Source organism: Kitasatospora sp. NPDC096147, from assembly GCF_044763225.1.
Taxonomy (GTDB): domain Bacteria; phylum Actinomycetota; class Actinomycetes; order Streptomycetales; family Streptomycetaceae; genus Kitasatospora.
The window spans coordinates 288,879-305,054 of the sequence record NZ_JBIWFX010000006.1; the positions used below are offsets into that span (position 1 = coordinate 288,879).

11 protein-coding genes and 1 tRNA gene are annotated in these 16,176 nt (G+C 73.9%); 8 read left to right on the top strand and 4 right to left on the bottom strand.

Annotated elements, in window-relative coordinates:
* Positions 1-88: 88 nt before the first annotated feature.
* The 3 genes from ACIRBX_RS21545 to ACIRBX_RS21555 all read left to right on the top strand — a co-directional run bounded on the left by ACIRBX_RS21545 (position 89) and on the right by ACIRBX_RS21555 (position 4,422).
* A complete protein-coding gene (locus tag ACIRBX_RS21545; protein ID WP_402298663.1) occupies positions 89-1,813 on the top strand; it encodes a DUF885 domain-containing protein in 1,725 nt (574 codons plus the stop codon).
* A gap of 137 nt (positions 1,814-1,950) precedes the next feature.
* On the top strand, positions 1,951-3,438 hold the full coding sequence (locus ACIRBX_RS21550) for an MFS transporter (RefSeq protein WP_402298664.1): 1,488 nt from the start codon (positions 1,951-1,953) through the stop codon (positions 3,436-3,438).
* Between the two features lie 84 nt (positions 3,439-3,522).
* A complete protein-coding gene (locus ACIRBX_RS21555; RefSeq protein WP_402298665.1) occupies positions 3,523-4,422 on the top strand; it encodes a carbohydrate kinase family protein in 900 nt (299 codons plus the stop codon).
* A 7-nt stretch (positions 4,423-4,429) separates the two neighbouring features.
* On the opposite strand, the gene ACIRBX_RS21560 is transcribed toward ACIRBX_RS21555, so the two are convergent.
* The 3 genes from ACIRBX_RS21560 to ACIRBX_RS21570 are packed head-to-tail and all read right to left on the bottom strand — an operon-like array spanning position 4,430 to position 11,354.
* Positions 4,430-5,386, bottom strand: coding sequence for an ABC transporter ATP-binding protein (locus ACIRBX_RS21560; RefSeq protein ID WP_402298666.1), 957 nt, complete (start codon positions 5,384-5,386; stop codon positions 4,430-4,432).
* Positions 5,383-8,109: a hypothetical protein gene (locus ACIRBX_RS21565; RefSeq protein WP_402298667.1), complete on the bottom strand. Its 2,727-nt coding sequence runs from the start codon at positions 8,107-8,109 to the stop codon at positions 5,383-5,385. Before ACIRBX_RS21565 ends, ACIRBX_RS21560 begins: the two co-directional genes overlap by 4 nt.
* Complete coding sequence (locus tag ACIRBX_RS21570; RefSeq protein WP_402298668.1) at positions 8,106-11,354, bottom strand: FtsX-like permease family protein; 3,249 nt, start codon at positions 11,352-11,354, stop codon at positions 8,106-8,108. The genes ACIRBX_RS21565 and ACIRBX_RS21570 overlap by 4 nt, the downstream gene beginning before the upstream one ends.
* Positions 11,355-11,484: 130 nt before the next feature.
* Here ACIRBX_RS21570 and ACIRBX_RS21575 point away from each other — a divergent pair, with 130 nt between their 5' ends.
* From ACIRBX_RS21575 to ACIRBX_RS21585, 3 genes are all read left to right on the top strand, one after another.
* On the top strand, positions 11,485-12,192 hold the full coding sequence (locus ACIRBX_RS21575; protein ID WP_402298669.1) for an ABC transporter ATP-binding protein: 708 nt from the start codon (positions 11,485-11,487) through the stop codon (positions 12,190-12,192).
* 124 nt (positions 12,193-12,316) lie between these two features.
* Positions 12,317-13,231, top strand: coding sequence for a trypsin-like serine peptidase (locus ACIRBX_RS21580; protein WP_402298670.1), 915 nt, complete (start codon positions 12,317-12,319; stop codon positions 13,229-13,231).
* 106 nt (positions 13,232-13,337) lie between these two features.
* Complete coding sequence (locus tag ACIRBX_RS21585) at positions 13,338-13,691, top strand: hypothetical protein (RefSeq protein WP_402298671.1); 354 nt, start codon at positions 13,338-13,340, stop codon at positions 13,689-13,691.
* 56 nt (positions 13,692-13,747) lie between these two features.
* Here the strand turns inward: ACIRBX_RS21585 and ACIRBX_RS21590 are convergent.
* Positions 13,748-13,819, bottom strand: a tRNA-Arg gene (locus ACIRBX_RS21590).
* A 148-nt stretch (positions 13,820-13,967) separates the two neighbouring features.
* On the opposite strand from ACIRBX_RS21590, the gene ACIRBX_RS21595 reads away from it, so the two are divergent.
* Both ACIRBX_RS21595 and argS read left to right on the top strand, forming a co-directional pair.
* Positions 13,968-14,393, top strand: coding sequence for a response regulator (locus ACIRBX_RS21595; protein ID WP_402298672.1), 426 nt, complete (start codon positions 13,968-13,970; stop codon positions 14,391-14,393).
* A gap of 121 nt (positions 14,394-14,514) precedes the next feature.
* The gene (gene argS, locus ACIRBX_RS21600; protein ID WP_402298673.1) at positions 14,515-16,176 is read left to right on the top strand and encodes an arginine--tRNA ligase; all 1,662 of its coding nucleotides are present in this window, start codon (positions 14,515-14,517) and stop codon (positions 16,174-16,176) included.

Below are 16,176 nucleotides of genomic sequence, written 5' to 3' on the forward strand. Positions count from 1 at the left end.
GGGGACCGGCACCGGCAGTTTCTGACCGTGGATCGGCAACCCCCTCCGGGGGGCTTGCAAACCGGCCCGCCTGCGCGAGGATGGCCGGATGGTTGAAGCACTGATCAACTCCGACGGCACCTCCGACGGCGCCGGCACCACCCCGCGCCGGATCGCCGATGCGTACGTCCACGCCCTGGCCGAGCTCGATCCGCTGACCGCGGTCTACCTCGGGATCGGTCCGCAGGACGACGACCGGCTCCCCGACCTCTCCCCGGCCGGCCAGGCCGCCGTCGCCGGGCTGGCCCGTCGCACGCTGGCCGAGTTGGACGCGGCGGAGGCGGCCGGAGCCGCGTCCGCCGAGGCCGAGCGGGGCTGCGCCCGGCTGCTCCGCGAGCGGCTGACGGCGGAGCTCGCCGTGCACGAGGCGGGCGAGGACTTCCGGGCCGTCCGCAACCTCTCCTCCCCGATGCACGGCATCCGCGAGGTCTTCGACCTGCTGCCCACCGAGACCCCGGAGCAGTGGGAGCTGATCGGCCGTCGGCTGGCCCGGGTGCCGGCCGCACTGGCCGGCTACCGGGAGCTGCTGGCCGAGGGCGTCGAGCGCGGCCTGCTCTCCGGCCCGCGCCAGGTGGCCACCGTGATCGGTCAGGTGGGGGAGTGGCTGGAGGGCGGCCCGGGCGGTTGGTTCGGCGATTTCGTCGCCCCCGCCCCGGCCGCTCAGCAGGAGGCCCTGACGGCCGCCGCCGTCGCCGCCGCCGGGGCCTTCGGCGAGCTGCGCGACTGGCTGCGGGACGTCTACGGCCCGGCCGCCGCCGGGCAGCCGGACACCGTCGGCCGCGAGCGGTACGCCCGCTGGGTCCGCTACTGGACCGGTGCCGACCTCGACCTGGACGAGGCGTACGCCTGGGCCTGGGAGCAGTTCCACGAGCTGGACGCCCAGATGCGGGCGGAGGCCGGCAAGGTGCTGCCCGGTGGCACCCCGATGGAGGCGATGGCCTGGCTGGAGCAGGACGGCCCGGCGATCCGCGGCGAGGAGGCCGTCCGGGAGTACCTGCAGGGCCTGATGGACCAGGCGATCAGCGACCTCCAGGGCGTGCACTTCGACCTGGCCGAGCCGCTGCTCAAGGTGGAGTCCCGGATCGCCCCGCCCGGCAGCGCCGCCGCCCCGTACTACACCGGCCCCTCGCTGGACTTCTCCCGCCCGGGCCGGACCTGGCTGCCGCTGCTCGGCCGGGAGAGCTTCCCGGTCTGGGACCTGGTCTCCACCTGGTACCACGAGGGCGTGCCCGGCCACCACCTCCAGCTGGCCCAATGGACCTACTGCGCCGACGAGTTGTCGACCTATCAGGTCACCCTCGGCGGGGTGAGCGCCAACATGGAGGGCTGGGCGCTGTACGCCGAGCGACTGATGGACGAGCTCGGCTACCTGACCGACCCCGGCCACCGGCTCGGCTACCTGAACGCGCAGATGATGCGCGCGCTGCGGGTGATCGTGGACATCGGCATGCACGTCGGCCTGGACTTCCCGGCCGACTCCCCGTTCAAGCCGGGCGAGGCGATGCTGCCGGACGACGCCCGGGAGTTCTTCGGCCGCTACTGCGGGCTGTCCGCCGAGTTCCTGGACAGCGAGCTGATCCGCTACCTGGGCCTGCCCGGCCAGGCGATCGGCTACAAGCTCGGCGAGCGCGCCTGGCTGCGCGGCCGGGAGGCGGCCCGGGCGGCGGCCTCGGCCCGGGGCGAGGAGTTCGACCAGAAGGCGTGGCACATGGCCGCGCTCTCCCAGGGCTCGCTGGGCCTGGACGACCTGGCCGAGGTGCTGGCCGGGCTGTAGCGGGTGCCACGGCGATCCGGCCGTCCGGGCCCGGCCCGGACGGCCGAATTGCCGCTCACCCGTCCGGGGGATCTCCTGGATGGAGCAGCTCGGAGAGAGCGCGCTCTCTCCGGTGTCTCCCGGAAGGCGGCCCCACGGTGTCCCATCTGCACGCTCCCGAAGACCGCACGGCCGCGTCCCGCCGCTGGTGGGCGCTGGCCGTGATCGCCATCGCGCAGCTGATGATCGTGCTGGACGCGACCATCGTGAACATCGCACTGCCATCGGCCCAGAAGGACCTGGGCATCTCGGACGCCAACCGCCAGTGGGTGATCACCGCCTACACGCTGGCCTTCGGCGGCCTGCTGCTGCTCGGCGGGCGGATCGGCGACCTGTTCGGCCGCAAGCGCACCTTCACCATCGGCCTGCTGGGCTTCGCGGTGGCCTCCGCGATCGGCGGGCTGGCCACCGAGGGCTGGATGCTGTTCGCCGCCCGCGCCCTGCAGGGCGCCTTCGGCGCGGTGCTCGCGCCGTCCGCGCTGTCTCTGCTCTCCACCACCTTCACCGACCCGAAGGAACGCTCCACCGCCTTCGGCGTGTTCGGCGCGATCGCGGGCTGCGGCGCCGCCATCGGCCTGATCTCCGGCGGTCTGCTCACCGAGTACCTGGACTGGCGCTGGTGCCTGTTCGTCAACATCCCGATCGCCCTCGGCGCCGCGATCGGCGCCTTCTACCTGCTCGAACGCGACCACGTGGAGAAGCAGCACCGGACCAGGCTCGACCTGCCCGGCGCGCTGCTCGGCTGCGGCGGCCTGCTGGCCATCGTCTACGGCACCTCGGAGGCCACCGGGCGCGGCTGGGGCGACTGGCTGGTGATCGGCTGCCTGGTGCTGGGCGTGCTGCTGCTGGCCGCGCTGGTGATGGTCGAGAAGCGCACCACCCACCCGCTGCTGCCGCTGCACATCATCGGCGACCGGAACCGGGGCGGGGCGGCGCTGGCGGTCGGCATGGCGATGATCGGGATGTTCGGCCTGTTCCTCTTCCTCACCTACTACCTCCAGGTGATCAAGGGCTACTCGCCGGTGATGGCCGGCGTCTCCTTCCTGCCGATGACCGCCGCGATCATCATCGCCTCCACCGGCTTCGCGGCCCGGATGATGACCCGGGTGCCGTCCCGGAACCTGGTGGTGCCCGGCCTGCTGCTGGCGGCGGCCGGCATGGCCTGGCTGATCAACCTCAAGGTGGACAGCTCCTACCTGACCATGGTGCTGCCCAGCGAGCTGCTGCTCGGCTTCGGCATGGGCCTGATCTTCATGCCGACCATGAGCCTGGCCACCCTCGGGGTCGCGCCGAACGAGACCGGTGCCGCCTCCGCCGTCATCAACACCGCGCAGCAGGTGGGCGGTTCGATCGGCACCGCGCTGCTGAACACCATCGCGGCCAGCGTCACCACCACCTACCTGGTCAGCCGGAACGCGGGTGATCCGCTGGTGCAGGCCCAGGGCGCCGTGCACGGCTACTCGGTGGCCACCGTGGTGGCCATGGGCATCCTGCTCGCGGCGGCCGTGATCGCCTTCCTGATGATCGACCACAAGCCGGTCCCGGGGGAGGCGGAGGCCGAGCAGCCCGTCCATGCGGCGATCTGACCGTCCGTCAACTCCCGGCAATCCCTTGCGGAAACATTCCGCAAGGGATTGCCGCCGAGTGGGCGGCCCTGCTTGACTCCGGGCATGACCGAGAACGACCTGCTGGTGGCCGGCGGAGCCGGCGTCGACACCATCGTCCGGGTGGAGCACCTCCGACTGCCGGACGCCGACTCGCAGTCCGTCCCCCCGGTGCGGGACCACGCCGCGCACACCGGTACCGGGGTCGCGCTCGGCACCCACCGGCTGGGGCTGCGCACCACCTTCGTGGACTACCTGGGCGACGACCCGCAGGCCGAGCTGCTGCTGGCCGAATTCCGGCGCCACGGGCTGCCGTTCGACCACCTGGTCTCCCCGGCCGGCACCCCGCGCTCGGTGAACCTGGTGGACCGGGCCGGCCGCCGGTTCTCCTTCTACGACGGCCGCCACCCGGCCGGGCTCCGCCTGCCCCGCGCCTTCTACCTGCCGCACCTGGAGCGCAGCCGGCACGTCCACCTCTCGATCACCGGCGTCAACCGCGACATGATCGAGGACGTCCGGCGGCTCGACCGCACCAGCTCCACCGACCTGCACGACTGGGACGGCGAGAACCCCCACCACCTGCCCTACGCGCTCGGCGCCGACCTGGTCTTCCTCTCCGCGGCCGGCAGCCGGGGCCGGACGGAGCAGCTGATGCACCGGATCCTGGCCGAGGGCCGGGCCCGGCTGGTCTGCGCCACCGACGGCGCGGCCGGCAGCCGGCTGCTGCTCCGGGAGGACCCCGGCGTCCTCCACCACGTCCCCGCCGTCGACCCGGGCCGCCCGGTGGTCGACACCAACGGCGCGGGCGACGCCTACGTCAGCGGCTTCCTGCACGCCTGGCTGGCCGGGCGCCCGCCGCTGGACTGCGCCCGCTCCGGTGCGGTAGCCGGTGCGTACGCCTGCACGGCCGCGGGCACCCACACCGCCCTGATCGACCCCGAGACCCTGGCCGCCGCACTGGCCTGACGGGGTGTCACTCGTGGTGGTCGGGGTGGATGCGGATGTGGTCGGCGGCCAGATCGGTGGCGACCCGGTGCTCCATGCCGAGGGCTGCGAGGAACTTGGCGGGGAGCTGGACGCGACCGGTGCGGTCGAGCATGACGTACTCGCGTTCGGTGGTGGTCTCCTGACCGTCGGCGTCGGTGGTGGTGCGGCGCAGGACCTCGCTGCTGGTGCGGCCGTCGCGGATGGCGACGGTCCGCCGCACCTCGGCGGCGACCATGGGGTCGTGGGTGACGACGACGGTGGTGACGCCGAGTTCGCGGTTGACGGTGCGGAGGGCTTCGAAGACGCCGGCGGCGGTCTCCGAGTCGAGCTCGCCGGTGGGCTCGTCGGCGAGCAGCACGGCAGGGGCGTTGGCCATGCCGACCGCGATGGCGACGCGCTGCTGCTGGCCGCCGGAGAGCTGGGAGGGCAGGCGGTGGGCGAGTTCGCCGATGTCGAGGGCTTCGAGGAGCTCGGTGGCGCGGGCGCCGTGCCGGCGGGTGGTCCGGCCGCCGCGGGCGCTCAGCTGCATGGGCAGGGTGATGTTCTGGGCGGCGGTGAGGAACGGCAGGAGGTTGCGGGCGGTCTGCTGGAAGACGAAGCCGACGGTGTGGCGGCGGTAGTGGAGGAGGTCCTTGCCGGTGAGGGTGAGGAGGTCGGCGCCGTCGACGGCGGCGGTGCCGGCGGTGGGGGTGTCGAGGCCGGCCAGGATGTTGAGCAGGGTGGACTTGCCGCTGCCGGAGGCGCCGACCAGGGCGATCAGGTCGCCGCGCCGGACGGTGAGGTCGAGTCCCTGGAGGGCTTGGACCTCGACCTTGTCGGTGGTGAAGATGCGGACCAGGCGTTCGCAGGTGATCGCGGTGTCGTGGTCGCGGGTGGTGGGCGCGGCGGCGGCGAGGGCCCTGCTGCGCAGGTCGTCGAGGGTGGGCTGGGTCCGGTTGGTCACTGGTCGCCTGCTCTCAGTTCGGTGGTGATCTGGCGTCGGGCGGTGAGGGCGGCTTCGGCGAGGACGGCGGTGGTGGCGAGGGCGGCGAGGCCGAGGGCTTGGGTGAGGACGGGGCCGGGGCGGAGGGTGAGGCCGGGGGTGACGGTGGCGCCGACGAGGGGGGTGAGGTCGATGGCGGGGCCGAGGAGCAGGATGGCGGCGGTGGCGGTGGTGGCGCCGCCGGTGGCGGCGAGGAGGACGGGTGGGAGGGATTCGGCGAGGACGAGGGTGAGTCCCTGACGGGGTTTCAGGCCCATGGTGCGCAGGCGGGCGAGGAGGGCGGCGCGTTCGGGGGTGGCGCGGACGAGGGTGAGCAGGACGGCGAGGACGGCGTAGAGGGCGGTGGCGGTGACGGCGGTCCAGAAGGTCCGCTCGGACGCCGCCTGCAAGGGGTTGTCGCCCAGCGCGCGCTCCGTGCCGGCGCTGGTGCGCAGCCAGTAGCCGGGTGCCCGGGTGCCGGGGTGGTCGGCGGCCTCGACGGTCGGGAAGCTCCGGTCGGCCAGCTCGCGCAGGGCGGCCTCGTCCACCGGGCCGGCGGCCAGCAGGGTGTTCGCCGGGCCGGCCGTCTCCACCGGGGGGATCTGCACGATCGGGACGGCGGAGCCGACCACGGCAGGGCTGCGCCCCACCGTGCCGACGGTGCGGATCCGTACCGTGCCGTTGTTCAGGTAGAGCCGGAACTCGCCCTGCGGCAGGCTCGGGCTGACCAGTGCGGGCACCAGGCCGTCCGGCAGCGGTTGCAGCAGGGCGGGGTCGAAGGTGCCGCGCCCGGCGACCTCGGCCATCCGGGCGTAGGGCTCCGGGTCGGCGGCCACCAGATTGACCTGGAGGTTCTCGCTGCCGTCGGTGACCAGGGTCACGTCGTCCTCGGTGTGCACGGCTGTGGTGAGCCGGACGCCGGGGAGCCGGGAGGCCGCCTCGGCGAAGCCGTCCGGCAGGGGGACGGGCCCCCGGGGGCGGACGGCGGCGTCCCCGCCGACCTGGAAGCGGGCCGCGGCGGCGCGGTCGGTGACCACGCTGGTCAGGGTGGTGGCGCCGAAGGCGGCGCAGCCGACGGCGATCAGCAGGGCGAGCAGGGGGAGGGCGGAGGGGCGTCCGCCGGGGCCGCTGCGGGCGGCTCGGGTGAGGCCGAGGAAGGTGATGGCGCCGGTGCGGCGGGCGGACCAGCGGGCGGGCAGGCCGATCAGCAGGGGTTGCAGGCGGGCGAGCAGGACCGCGCCGGTGAGGGCGATCAGCAGGGGGCCGCCGATCAGCAGCGGGTCGATCTCCTCGCCGAGCGGGGTCACGCCCCGGCGGCGGGCCTGCGTGACGGCGGCCACCGTGAGGGCCAGCAGCAGGAGTTCGGCGATCAGCCGGCGACGGTGGCGGTGCTTGCCGGGTGGCCGCAGGGCGAGCAGGGCGCGGAGCGGGAAGGCGAGCAGGGCGAGCAGGGTGACGGAGGCTCCGGCGGTGAGGGCGGTGGTGTGACGGTACGTCGGGAGGGCCAGCAGGGCTGCGGTGGTGCCGAGGGCGGCGGCTGGCAGGACGGTGACGGCGCTCTCGCCGAGCAGTCGCAGGGCCAGGCCGGTGCGGCCGGCGCCGCGGGCCCGGAGCAGGCGTAGTTCGTCGAGGCGGCGGTCGGTGGTCAGGGCGGCGGCCAGGCAGAGCACCACCACGATTACGCCCGCCGCCCCGACCGGACCGACCGAGGTCAGCGTGGTGGCGGCGTTCTGCTGCTCGGCAGCCGAGTCGATCAGGGCCCGGAGCCCGGTCTCCACCCGGAGCCGGGGGAGGCCGCTCGCGGTGGTCAGGGTGGCTGCGAGCGGGCCGGTGGTGATGCCGGCCATGGTGGCGGCGGTGGCCGGCAGTTGGTCGGCCCGCAGCTTCGCGGTGTCGACGGGGAGCCGCCAGAAGGACGTGCTGTGGCCGTTCCAGGCGGCCACCTCCTCGTACCCGGCGTCCCCGACCAGGGCGGTGGTCGTCCAGTACGGCTGCGGCGGCTGGTCCGTGGTCATGTCCTCGCACGCGTACAGCGCGCAGGTGCTCCCGCTCCAGTACGGGTCCTCCCGGTCGGCGGTGTAGAGGCCGGTGACCCGGACCCGCCCGCCGGACTGGCCGTCGAGGACGTCGCCGAGGCGGATGTTCATGACCTTGGCGGCGGCGTCGGAGAGTGCCACCTGGGTGGTCTCGCCCGGTGCGGAGCGGTCGGCCGGCCACTGACCGGCCGTCAGCTCCAGGTGCGACGGGGCGTCGTGCAGGTACAGCAGGGCGAGCCGGGGCCGGGCCTCCTCGATCACGGTCAGGCCGGGGTTCAGCAGTGGCGTCTCCCGGCCCACGGTGCCGTACACCGCGCCCTTCCCGTGCAGCGGCAGCACGGCGCCGATCCGCTCGTCGAGCATGGCGGCGACCTGGTCGAGCTGCTGCCGACCGGGCACGGCGGCGGCGTCGGCCCGCATGCTGGTGCCGTCGACCCCGGCGGCGGCCAGGTAGCCGCGCAGGGCGCGGTCGGCGCTGCGGTCGGCGTCGAGGGGGAGGGCGGTGGCGAGGAAGGCGGTGGTGAGGGCGAGGAGTGCGGTGAGGAGGGTGGCGAGGGGCATGGCCCGGAGGCGGGTGCGGATCCAGGGGGTGTGGGTGGTGGGTCGGTCGTCGTGCGGGGGGTGGGGTGCGTTTTCGGGGTCCACGGCGATGGTGAGCTGGGCGGTCATGATTCCTCCGGGCGGCGCAGGGCGGCGGCCGGGCCGTTGCGGCGGGCGGTGCCGAGGACGGCGGTGAGCAGGGGGAGGCCGGCGGTGGCGGCGGTGAGGGCGAGGGTGGGCCAGAGCGGGAGGGCGATCAGGACGGCGGGCAGGGGCGGTCGGGCGGTGGGGGTGAGGACCAGGAGGGGGACGGTGAGGTGGACCAGGACGGTGCCGAGGGCGAGGCCGGTGGTGGTGCCGAGGGTGATCAGGACGGCCTGTTCGGCGGTGACGGCGCGGGTGAGCAGTCGGCGGGGGGTGCCGAGGGCGAGCAGGACGGCGGATTCGCCGGCGCGTTCGGTGGCGGCGGCGGAGGCTGCGGCGGCGAAGCCGATGGCGGCGAGCAGGGCGGCGACCACGGCGAGGGCGGTCAGGGCGCCCTGGGGTGCGGCGCTGACCGGGTCGTGGAGCAGCTTGGTGGCCCGTTCGCCGTTCAACTCCAGCTGTTGGAATCCTGGTTGGGAGCGCAGTGCGGCGGCGGCGGTGGCCGGGGTGCGGTCGTCGGGGCCGGCGGCGGGCAGCCACCACTCCGGCACGGTGCTCGTCAGCAGGCCACGGACGGCCAGCCGTCCGCTCAGGGCGGGGAGGTCGAGGGCGATCGCGGTGGCGCCGGCCACCGGCAGGACGGGCACCTCGGAGGTGATCCGCACCGGGAGCTTGCTGCCGCCGACCAGCACCTGGACGGTGTCGCCGGTCTTCGCGCCGATCGCGGCCAGGTAGTCCCGGGTGGCCACGGCGGGCAGCGGCCCGTCGTCCGGACGGCCGTCGATCCGGGGGCCGGCCGGGATCAGGGTGGCGGAGGTCATGCCGCCGGTCCGGGGCGACTCGTAGCTCAGCCGCTGGCCGCCCTCGGGTGCGGGCAGCAGCTTGAGCCAGGTCTTCGGCGTCTTCGAGAACATCCCGGGCTGCGCGTCCTGGACGACCGACCAGGCGCCGGGGGAGGGCAGCGGCACGGGGGTGGCCGGGCCGCCGGCCGTGTCCGCCACCGCGAGCCGGTGCACCGTCAGCTCGGCGCCGGGCTGCCCGGTGTCCTTGGAGTAGTTGACCACCACGGCGGCCAGGGTCAGCGGGGCGGCGACCGAGCCGACCGGGGGCCCGGCCAGGGCGGTCAGGTCGACGGACACCGTCCGCCGGCCGCCCTCTCCCAGCGGCGGGACGACCGCGCGGTGGACCAGCCCGTAGCGGTCCCGGAGCATCAGCCAGAGCGTGGGGCTCTGGTAGGCCACCGGGAAGGCGTCCTCCGCCGGGACGCCCGGCCGCAGTTCGATGCCGAGGTCGATCCGGGCGGGGCGGCCGGGCAGCGGCAGGCCGCCGAGCGCGCCCGGGGTCAGCGGGCCGAGCACGTCGCCGATCGGCCGGCCGGCGAACAGGTCCGGGCGGACCGGGAGCCGGGCGACGGACCCGGTGGTGTCGAGCATCAGGAGCCGGCCGGTGCGGTCCCCGGGCAGGCTCTGGTCCACCAGTGCGGCCGGGATCAGCCGCTCGCCGCCGGGGAGCGCACCGTACTGGCCGCCCTGGCCGAGGGCGTTGGTGGTGGAGCCCGAGATCCGCAGGCCGCCGGCCGTGGTGAAGTCGGCCTGGTCCCGCTGGGACCGGTCCCAGGCGGTGTGCTGACCGAGCGCCAGCACACCGGTGGCCATCGCCAGCACCAGCAGCAGCACGGGTCCGTTCGCCCGGCCCGGACGGCGGGCCAGCTGCCAGCCGGCCAGCGCCGGCCCGAGCGCCCGGCCACGCGCCGCGGTACGCGCACCCCAACGGGCGGCGAACGGCAGCAGCCGCAGCACCAGCAACGTCCCCGCGCACAGCGCCACGGTCGGCGCCGCCACCAGCACCGGATCGATCCCCTGCGTCCCGTCCGCCGCCGTGGACAACCCACCGCTCTGCCGGGTGAGTTGACGGTACGCCAGCGCCGCCAGCGCCAGCAGCGCCAGATCCGCACCCGAGCGGGCAGCCGTACTCACCACCGCCTGCCGCCGCGAACGCACCCGCCGCGCACCAGGACGCGGCAGCGACGTCAACACCACCCCCACCACCGCACACACCAACGCCACCGGCCAGCGCTGCGCCCAGCCCGTGGTGTCCAGCGGCAGCCCGGCCAGCGCCTCCTGACGGCCCAGCAGGCGCAGCACCGGCCCGGCCAGCACGGGAGCGAGCAGCGCGGCGGGCAGGGCGAGCAGCACCGACTCGATCGCGGTGCAGGCCGCGAGCCGGGCCCGGCTCGCGCCGCGCGCGGTGAGCAGCGCGTTCTCGCCCGCCCGGCGGTCGGTCACCAGGTGCACCACCAGCAGCAGCGCCGCCACCGCCAGCGCCACCAGCTGCAGGCCCCCGATCAGTAGCGTCGAACGGGCCATCAGCGCGGCCGACCGCAACTCCTCGACCAACTCGGCCAGCCCCGTGTCGACCTGGAGTCCGTTGCCCCGCAGGAACTCGACGCGCAGCTCGGGCAGCCGCTGCCCGAGGTCCGCCATCCGCTCGGCCGTGGTGGTGGAGAAGTCGGCGGTCACCAGCCAGCTGCGTCCGCCCTGGGTGACCCGGCCCGAGCTGAGGGCGGCATCGTCCACCAGCATCGGCCCGTAGGTGGTGAAGCCCTTGACCTGCGTCTCCCGGCCGCCCAGCGGGTCCAGCCGCCAGTACTCCGCAGCCCGGTCGGCGGCCCGGTAGACCCCGGTGACCGACACCTCCATCGGCACGTCGGTGAACCGGTCGACGATGGTCACCGTGGCGGGCAGCGCCCCGGCGGTCAGGCCCAGGCGGTCCAGGGTGCTCGACGGGGCCGCCACCTCGACCGGACCGCCGGCCTGCGGCGCCTGCGGCAGCCGGCCGGCCAGCACCTCGACCCGGTCCGGCGCCAGTGCGGCCAGCACCGTCAGGTCCGGCTGCGCGTCGGCCGCTCGGCCGCCGTCCGGTCGGGCCGGGAGACCGTACGACTTGCTCCGGGCGACGCTGAGGGTGGTGGTCGGCAGCTCGCCGTACACCTCCCGGGCGAAGCCGGCCACCGCCGCGTCGTCCTTCGCCCTCGGCGTCTCCCGGTCGGTGCCCAGCAGCAGCGAGCCACGCGGCTCGCCGGTCAGCGCGTGCCGCAGGCCGGCCTCACCGACGGTGCGGTCGAAGGCGGCCAGCGCCGTCAGCACGGTGGTCGTGGTGAGCACCGTCAACAGCACCGCGGCGGCCAGCGGCAGCCGTCCACGCAGGCGCCGCAGTACGAATCCGAACATTTCCCGTGTACCCCCGTCCCGGACAGCGGCCGACTCTGTCAGAGAAAGTTCGTCGCGGGAAGGGTCTTGCGCGCATCATCGGGTTGATGGGCAGAATTCATTCGGCACACTGCCCGAGGGGGATGCGAATATGACGGAGAACCAGAAGGAACCGATGGTCCAGGTCACTGACCTGCGGCGAAGCTTCGGAAACGGGCCCAATGAGGTCCATGCCCTAAGAGGCGTTTCGTTTATGGCCGGAAGGGGGGAGCTCACTGCCCTAAAGGGCAGGTCCGGCTCCGGTAAGACCACTCTGCTCAATCTCGTCGGCGGTCTCGACCAGGCCTCCGGCGGAAGCATCGTGATCGACGGCACCGATCTCGCCTCGCTCGACGAGAACGGCCGGCTCGCCCTGCGTCGCGACCGGATCGGCTTCGTCTTCCAGTCCTTCGGCCTGCTGCCCGTGCTCACCGCGGCCGAGAACGTCGGCGTCCCGATGCGGCTGCGGCGGATGGCCGCCGCCGAGCGCGAGGAGCGCGTGCACACCCTGCTCGCCCTGGTCGGCCTGGCCGGCCACGCCGACCAGCTCCCGTCCGAGCTCTCCGGCGGCCAGCAGCAGCGGGTCGCCATCGCGCGCGCCCTCGCCAACGACCCCGCCCTGATCATCGCCGACGAGCCCACCGGCCAACTCGACTCCGAGACCGGCCTCGCCGTCATGGACCTGCTCCGCGCGGTGGTCCGCTCCCAGGGCGTCACCGCCCTGGTCGCCACCCACGACCCCGCCCTGATGTCGCAGGCCGACCGCATCCTCGAACTCCACGACGGCCGCATCGTCGAACCGGCGGCGGTCGCCGACTGAACGACCGGCGCTCCCAGGAAGCGTCCGGGGGATTCCCAGGGACTTCCCGGTGGTGGATCATCCGATCCTCAGAACCACCGGCCAGGCTGGGGACCCCCGGACCCCTCTGCGCAGGAGCACCGCCTTGACGATCTGGCACCGCCTCGGCCTGGCCGCCCTGTTGAGCCTGCTGTTCGCGGTCACGCCGGCCGCTGCCCGCAACGCGACCCCGGTGGAGACCGCCCAGGCGGCGGCCGCCGCGCCGGCCGAGCTGCCGGCCGCCGTCCCGGCCGCGGCGCCTGTCGAGGCCCCGGCGGCGGACCCGGACGCGGTGGCGCAGCCGGAGCCGTCGCCTGCCGCCTCGCCCGCGCCCGCCCCCTCGCCGTCGCCTGCCGCCTCGCCCTCCGCCGTGCCCGCCGAGGTGTCGCTCGGCACCACCGGCACGGCCCCGCCCGGCCCCGAGGCCGACCGGGTCGGCGTGCTCGGCTCCGGCGGTCAGCACTTCTGCACCGCCTCCGTCATCGACAGCCCGGGTGGCAGTCTGGCCGTCACCGCCGCCCACTGCGTCTCCTCGGCGGACGGCCTCACCTTCACCCCGGCCTACCGCAACGGCGAAGCCCCGTACGGCACTTGGCGGGTCACCGCGATCCACGCCACCGACGGCTGGCAGGACTCCGGCGACCCCGACCAGGACTACGCCCTGCTCGACATCGCCCCCGACCCGGCCACCGGCCGCACCATCCAGTCCGTCCTCGGTGGCACCCCCGTCGACTTCGCGGCCCCCCTCGCCACCACCGCCCGCCTCTACGGCTACCCCGCCCGTACCGACACCCCGCTGCTCTGCACCAACGCCACCACCGCTCAGTCCCCGACCCAGCGCCGCATCGACTGCCCCGGCTACCCGGGCGGCACCAGCGGCGGCCCCTTCGTCGACACCGCCACCGGCCACCTGATCGGCGTCATCGGCGGCCACCAGGAGGGCGGCGACACCGAGGACACCTCCTACGGCGCCGTGTTCGGCCCGGCCTTCCGGGCCCTCTACCAGGACGCCACCGGCTGACCACCCGGCGTGCACCAGCCGTAAATCAGGCCGCCCGTGCGGCAGTTGTGGTGCAGAGTGCCGCTGTGGCGCCGACCCCCGGCGCCCTCGCGGAAGGCCGGAGCAGATGCCCGACGACTGGACCGAGCTGCCCATGGAGCACTACTCGGCATGGCGCGCCGTCCTCAACGGCATGGCCGAGGCGCATGAGCTCACCCGCCCCGCCGCCTGCCCGCTCTGCGGCACCGGCACCCTCCACCTGGCCTTCGGCCTCTGGGGCCCGGGCACCCCGCGCACCGTCGGCGGCGAGCCCTACCTGGGCGCCGGCCGGCACTGGGAGTGGTGCGACAACTGCCTTGCCCACGACTACTCCTGCAACGACCTCGTACCGGCCTGGGCGGGCCCGTCCCTGATCCCGCCCACCGTCGGCACCCGTGACCCGTCCGAAGTGATCCCGCACCTTGCCGCACCCGGAGCATGACGAAGGCCCAGACTGACCGATGGTCAATCTGGGCCTCTGCAGCACTTCTTGCGAAGTGCCCCCGGCAGGATTCGAACCTGCGCACCCGCCTCCGGAGGGCGGTGCTCTATCCCCTGAGCTACGGGGGCCTGCTTGGTGTCTCCTTGCGGCGACGGAGAGAACGTTACCAGGTCGCGAGCGTGCTCCGTGCACGGGTTTCCGACCGGGTGGCGGAAGGTGTGACGGAGTGTGGGAAAGGGCGGACGGGCAGGTGGGTGCGCGGCTACCCTCGGTGAGGTGTCGGGAGCCTCCGGGCGGGTCCTCGTGGTGGACGACAGCGAGGTGATCCGCCAGCTGATCAGAGTCAACCTGGAGCTTGAGGGCTTCGAGGTGGTGACGGCCGCCGATGGCGCGGAGTGCCTGGAGGTGGTCCGGCGGGTGGCACCGGACGTGGTGACGCTGGACGTGATGATGCCGAGGTTGGACGGCCTGCGGACGGCGGCCCGGCTGCGGGCGGCGCCGGCCACCGCGCGGTTGCCGATCGCGATCGTCAGCGCCTGCGCCCCGGCGGAGCTGCGACAGGGCCGGTCGGTCGGCGTGGACGGTTACCTCGGCAAGCCCTTCGACCCGGCGGACCTGGTGGCGCTGGTGCGCCGGCTGATGGCGATGAAGGTGAGCGACCCGGAGCGGCGACAGCGGTTCGCCCCCGGCCCCGGGCAGTAGGGCCGGGGCCCCGGAGCGGATGTCGATGCTGTTCGCCGAGAGCGAACGGCATCGCGGCGCGAACGTCTCGACGGGCAAACCGGGTACGGCCCAGGGCCGGGCCTCGCCTAGGCTGGGGCCCGTGACACCCGCAGATCTCTCCCAGGCAGTCCAGGCCGCAGTGAGCGCCGCCATCGAGGCGGGCGAGCTGACCGTCGCCGTGCCCGAGCACGTGACGATCGAACGGCCCAAGAACAGGGACCACGGCGACTACGCCACCAACGTGGCCCTCCAGCTCGCGAAGCCGGCCGGCAAGCCGCCGCGAGCCGTCGCCGAGGTGCTGGCCGGACGCCTCCGAGGGATCGCCGGTGTGTCGAAGGTGGACATCGCCGGCCCGGGCTTCCTGAACATCACGCTGGACGCCGCGACCCAGGGCGACCTGGCCCGCGCCATCGTCGAGGCCGGTCCGGAGTACGGCCGGAACGAGGCGCTCAAGGGCCTCAAGATCAACCTGGAGTTCGTCTCCGCCAACCCGACCGGCCCGATCCACATCGGCGGCGTCCGGTGGGCGGCCGTCGGCGACTCGCTGGCCCGGGTGCTCAAGGCGACCGGCGCCGAGGTGACCACCGAGTACTACCTCAACGACGCCGGCGTGCAGATCGGCAAGTTCGCCGCCTCGCTGCAGGCCGCCGCGAACGGCCGGCCCGCTCCCGAGGACGGCTACGTCGGCGAGTACATCGTCGACATCGCCAAGACCCTGGTGGCGAACGTCCCCGGCGTGCTCGACCTCCCCGAGGACGAGCAGGTGCAGGTGTTCCGCACCGAGGGCCTCAAGCTGATGGTCGCCGAGATCAAGCGCTCGATGGACGAGTTCGGCACCCACTTCGACGTCTGGTTCTCCGAGAAGAGCCTGCACGACTCGGGTGCGGTGGAGAAGGCGATGGAGCGGCTGCGCGAGCAGGGCCACGTCTTCGACCAGGAGGGTGCGATCTGGCTGCGCACCACCGACTTCGGCGACGACAAGGACCGCGTCCTGATCAAGGCCGACGGCGAGACCACCTACTTCGCCGCCGACGCCGCCTACTACCTGAGCAAGCGGGACCGGGGCAGCGAGGTCTCGGTCTACATGCTCGGCGCCGACCACCACGGCTACGTCAACCGCCTCAAGGCCATCGCGGCCTGTGCGGGCGACGACATGGACAAGAACATCGAGGTGATGATCGGTCAGTTCGTGAAGATGGTCCGGGACGGCCAGGAAGTCCGGATGTCCAAGCGGGCGGGCAACATCATCACGATCGACGACGTGATCGAGTGGATCGGCGTGGACGCCGCCCGCTACTCGCTGGTGCGCTACCCCACCGACTCCACCATCACGCTCGACATCAACGTGCTGACCAGCCAGACCAACGAGAACCCGGTCTTCTACGTCCAGTACGCGCACGCCCGGATGTGCTCGGTGCAGCGCAACGCGGAGCAGAAGGGCATCTCCAAGGGCTCGGCCGAGGACTTCAGGCCGGAGCTGCTCAGCACGGAGTGGGAGTCCACCCTGCTCGGCCAGCTCGGCGAGTTCCCGCGCGTGCTGGCCAAGGCCGGCGAGCACCGTGAGCCGCACCACGTCGCGCGCTACCTCGAAGAGGTGGCCCGGGACTACCACCGGTTCTACGACAACTGCCAGATCCTGCCCAAGGGCGACGAGGAGGTCACCGACCTCACGCACGCCCGGCTCTGGCTGGCCGACGCCACGCGCACGGTCATCGCCAACGGCCTCACGCTGCTGGGCGTCTCGACGCCCGAGCGGATGTAG

Excerpts from the sequence above, each read along its gene's own strand:
- ACIRBX_RS21565 (WP_402298667.1), bottom strand. The coding sequence starts at position 8,109 with ATGACCGCCCAGCTCACCATCGCCGTGGACCCCGAAAACGCACCCCAC.
- ACIRBX_RS21545 (WP_402298663.1), top strand. The coding sequence starts at position 89 with ATGGTTGAAGCACTGATCAACTCCGACGGCACCTCCGACGGCGCCGGC.
- ACIRBX_RS21585 (WP_402298671.1), top strand. The coding sequence starts at position 13,338 with ATGCCCGACGACTGGACCGAGCTGCCCATGGAGCACTACTCGGCATGG.
- ACIRBX_RS21555 (WP_402298665.1), top strand. The coding sequence starts at position 3,523 with ATGACCGAGAACGACCTGCTGGTGGCCGGCGGAGCCGGCGTCGACACC.
- ACIRBX_RS21570 (WP_402298668.1), bottom strand. The coding sequence starts at position 11,354 with ATGTTCGGATTCGTACTGCGGCGCCTGCGTGGACGGCTGCCGCTGGCC.
- ACIRBX_RS21575 (WP_402298669.1), top strand. The coding sequence starts at position 11,485 with ATGACGGAGAACCAGAAGGAACCGATGGTCCAGGTCACTGACCTGCGG.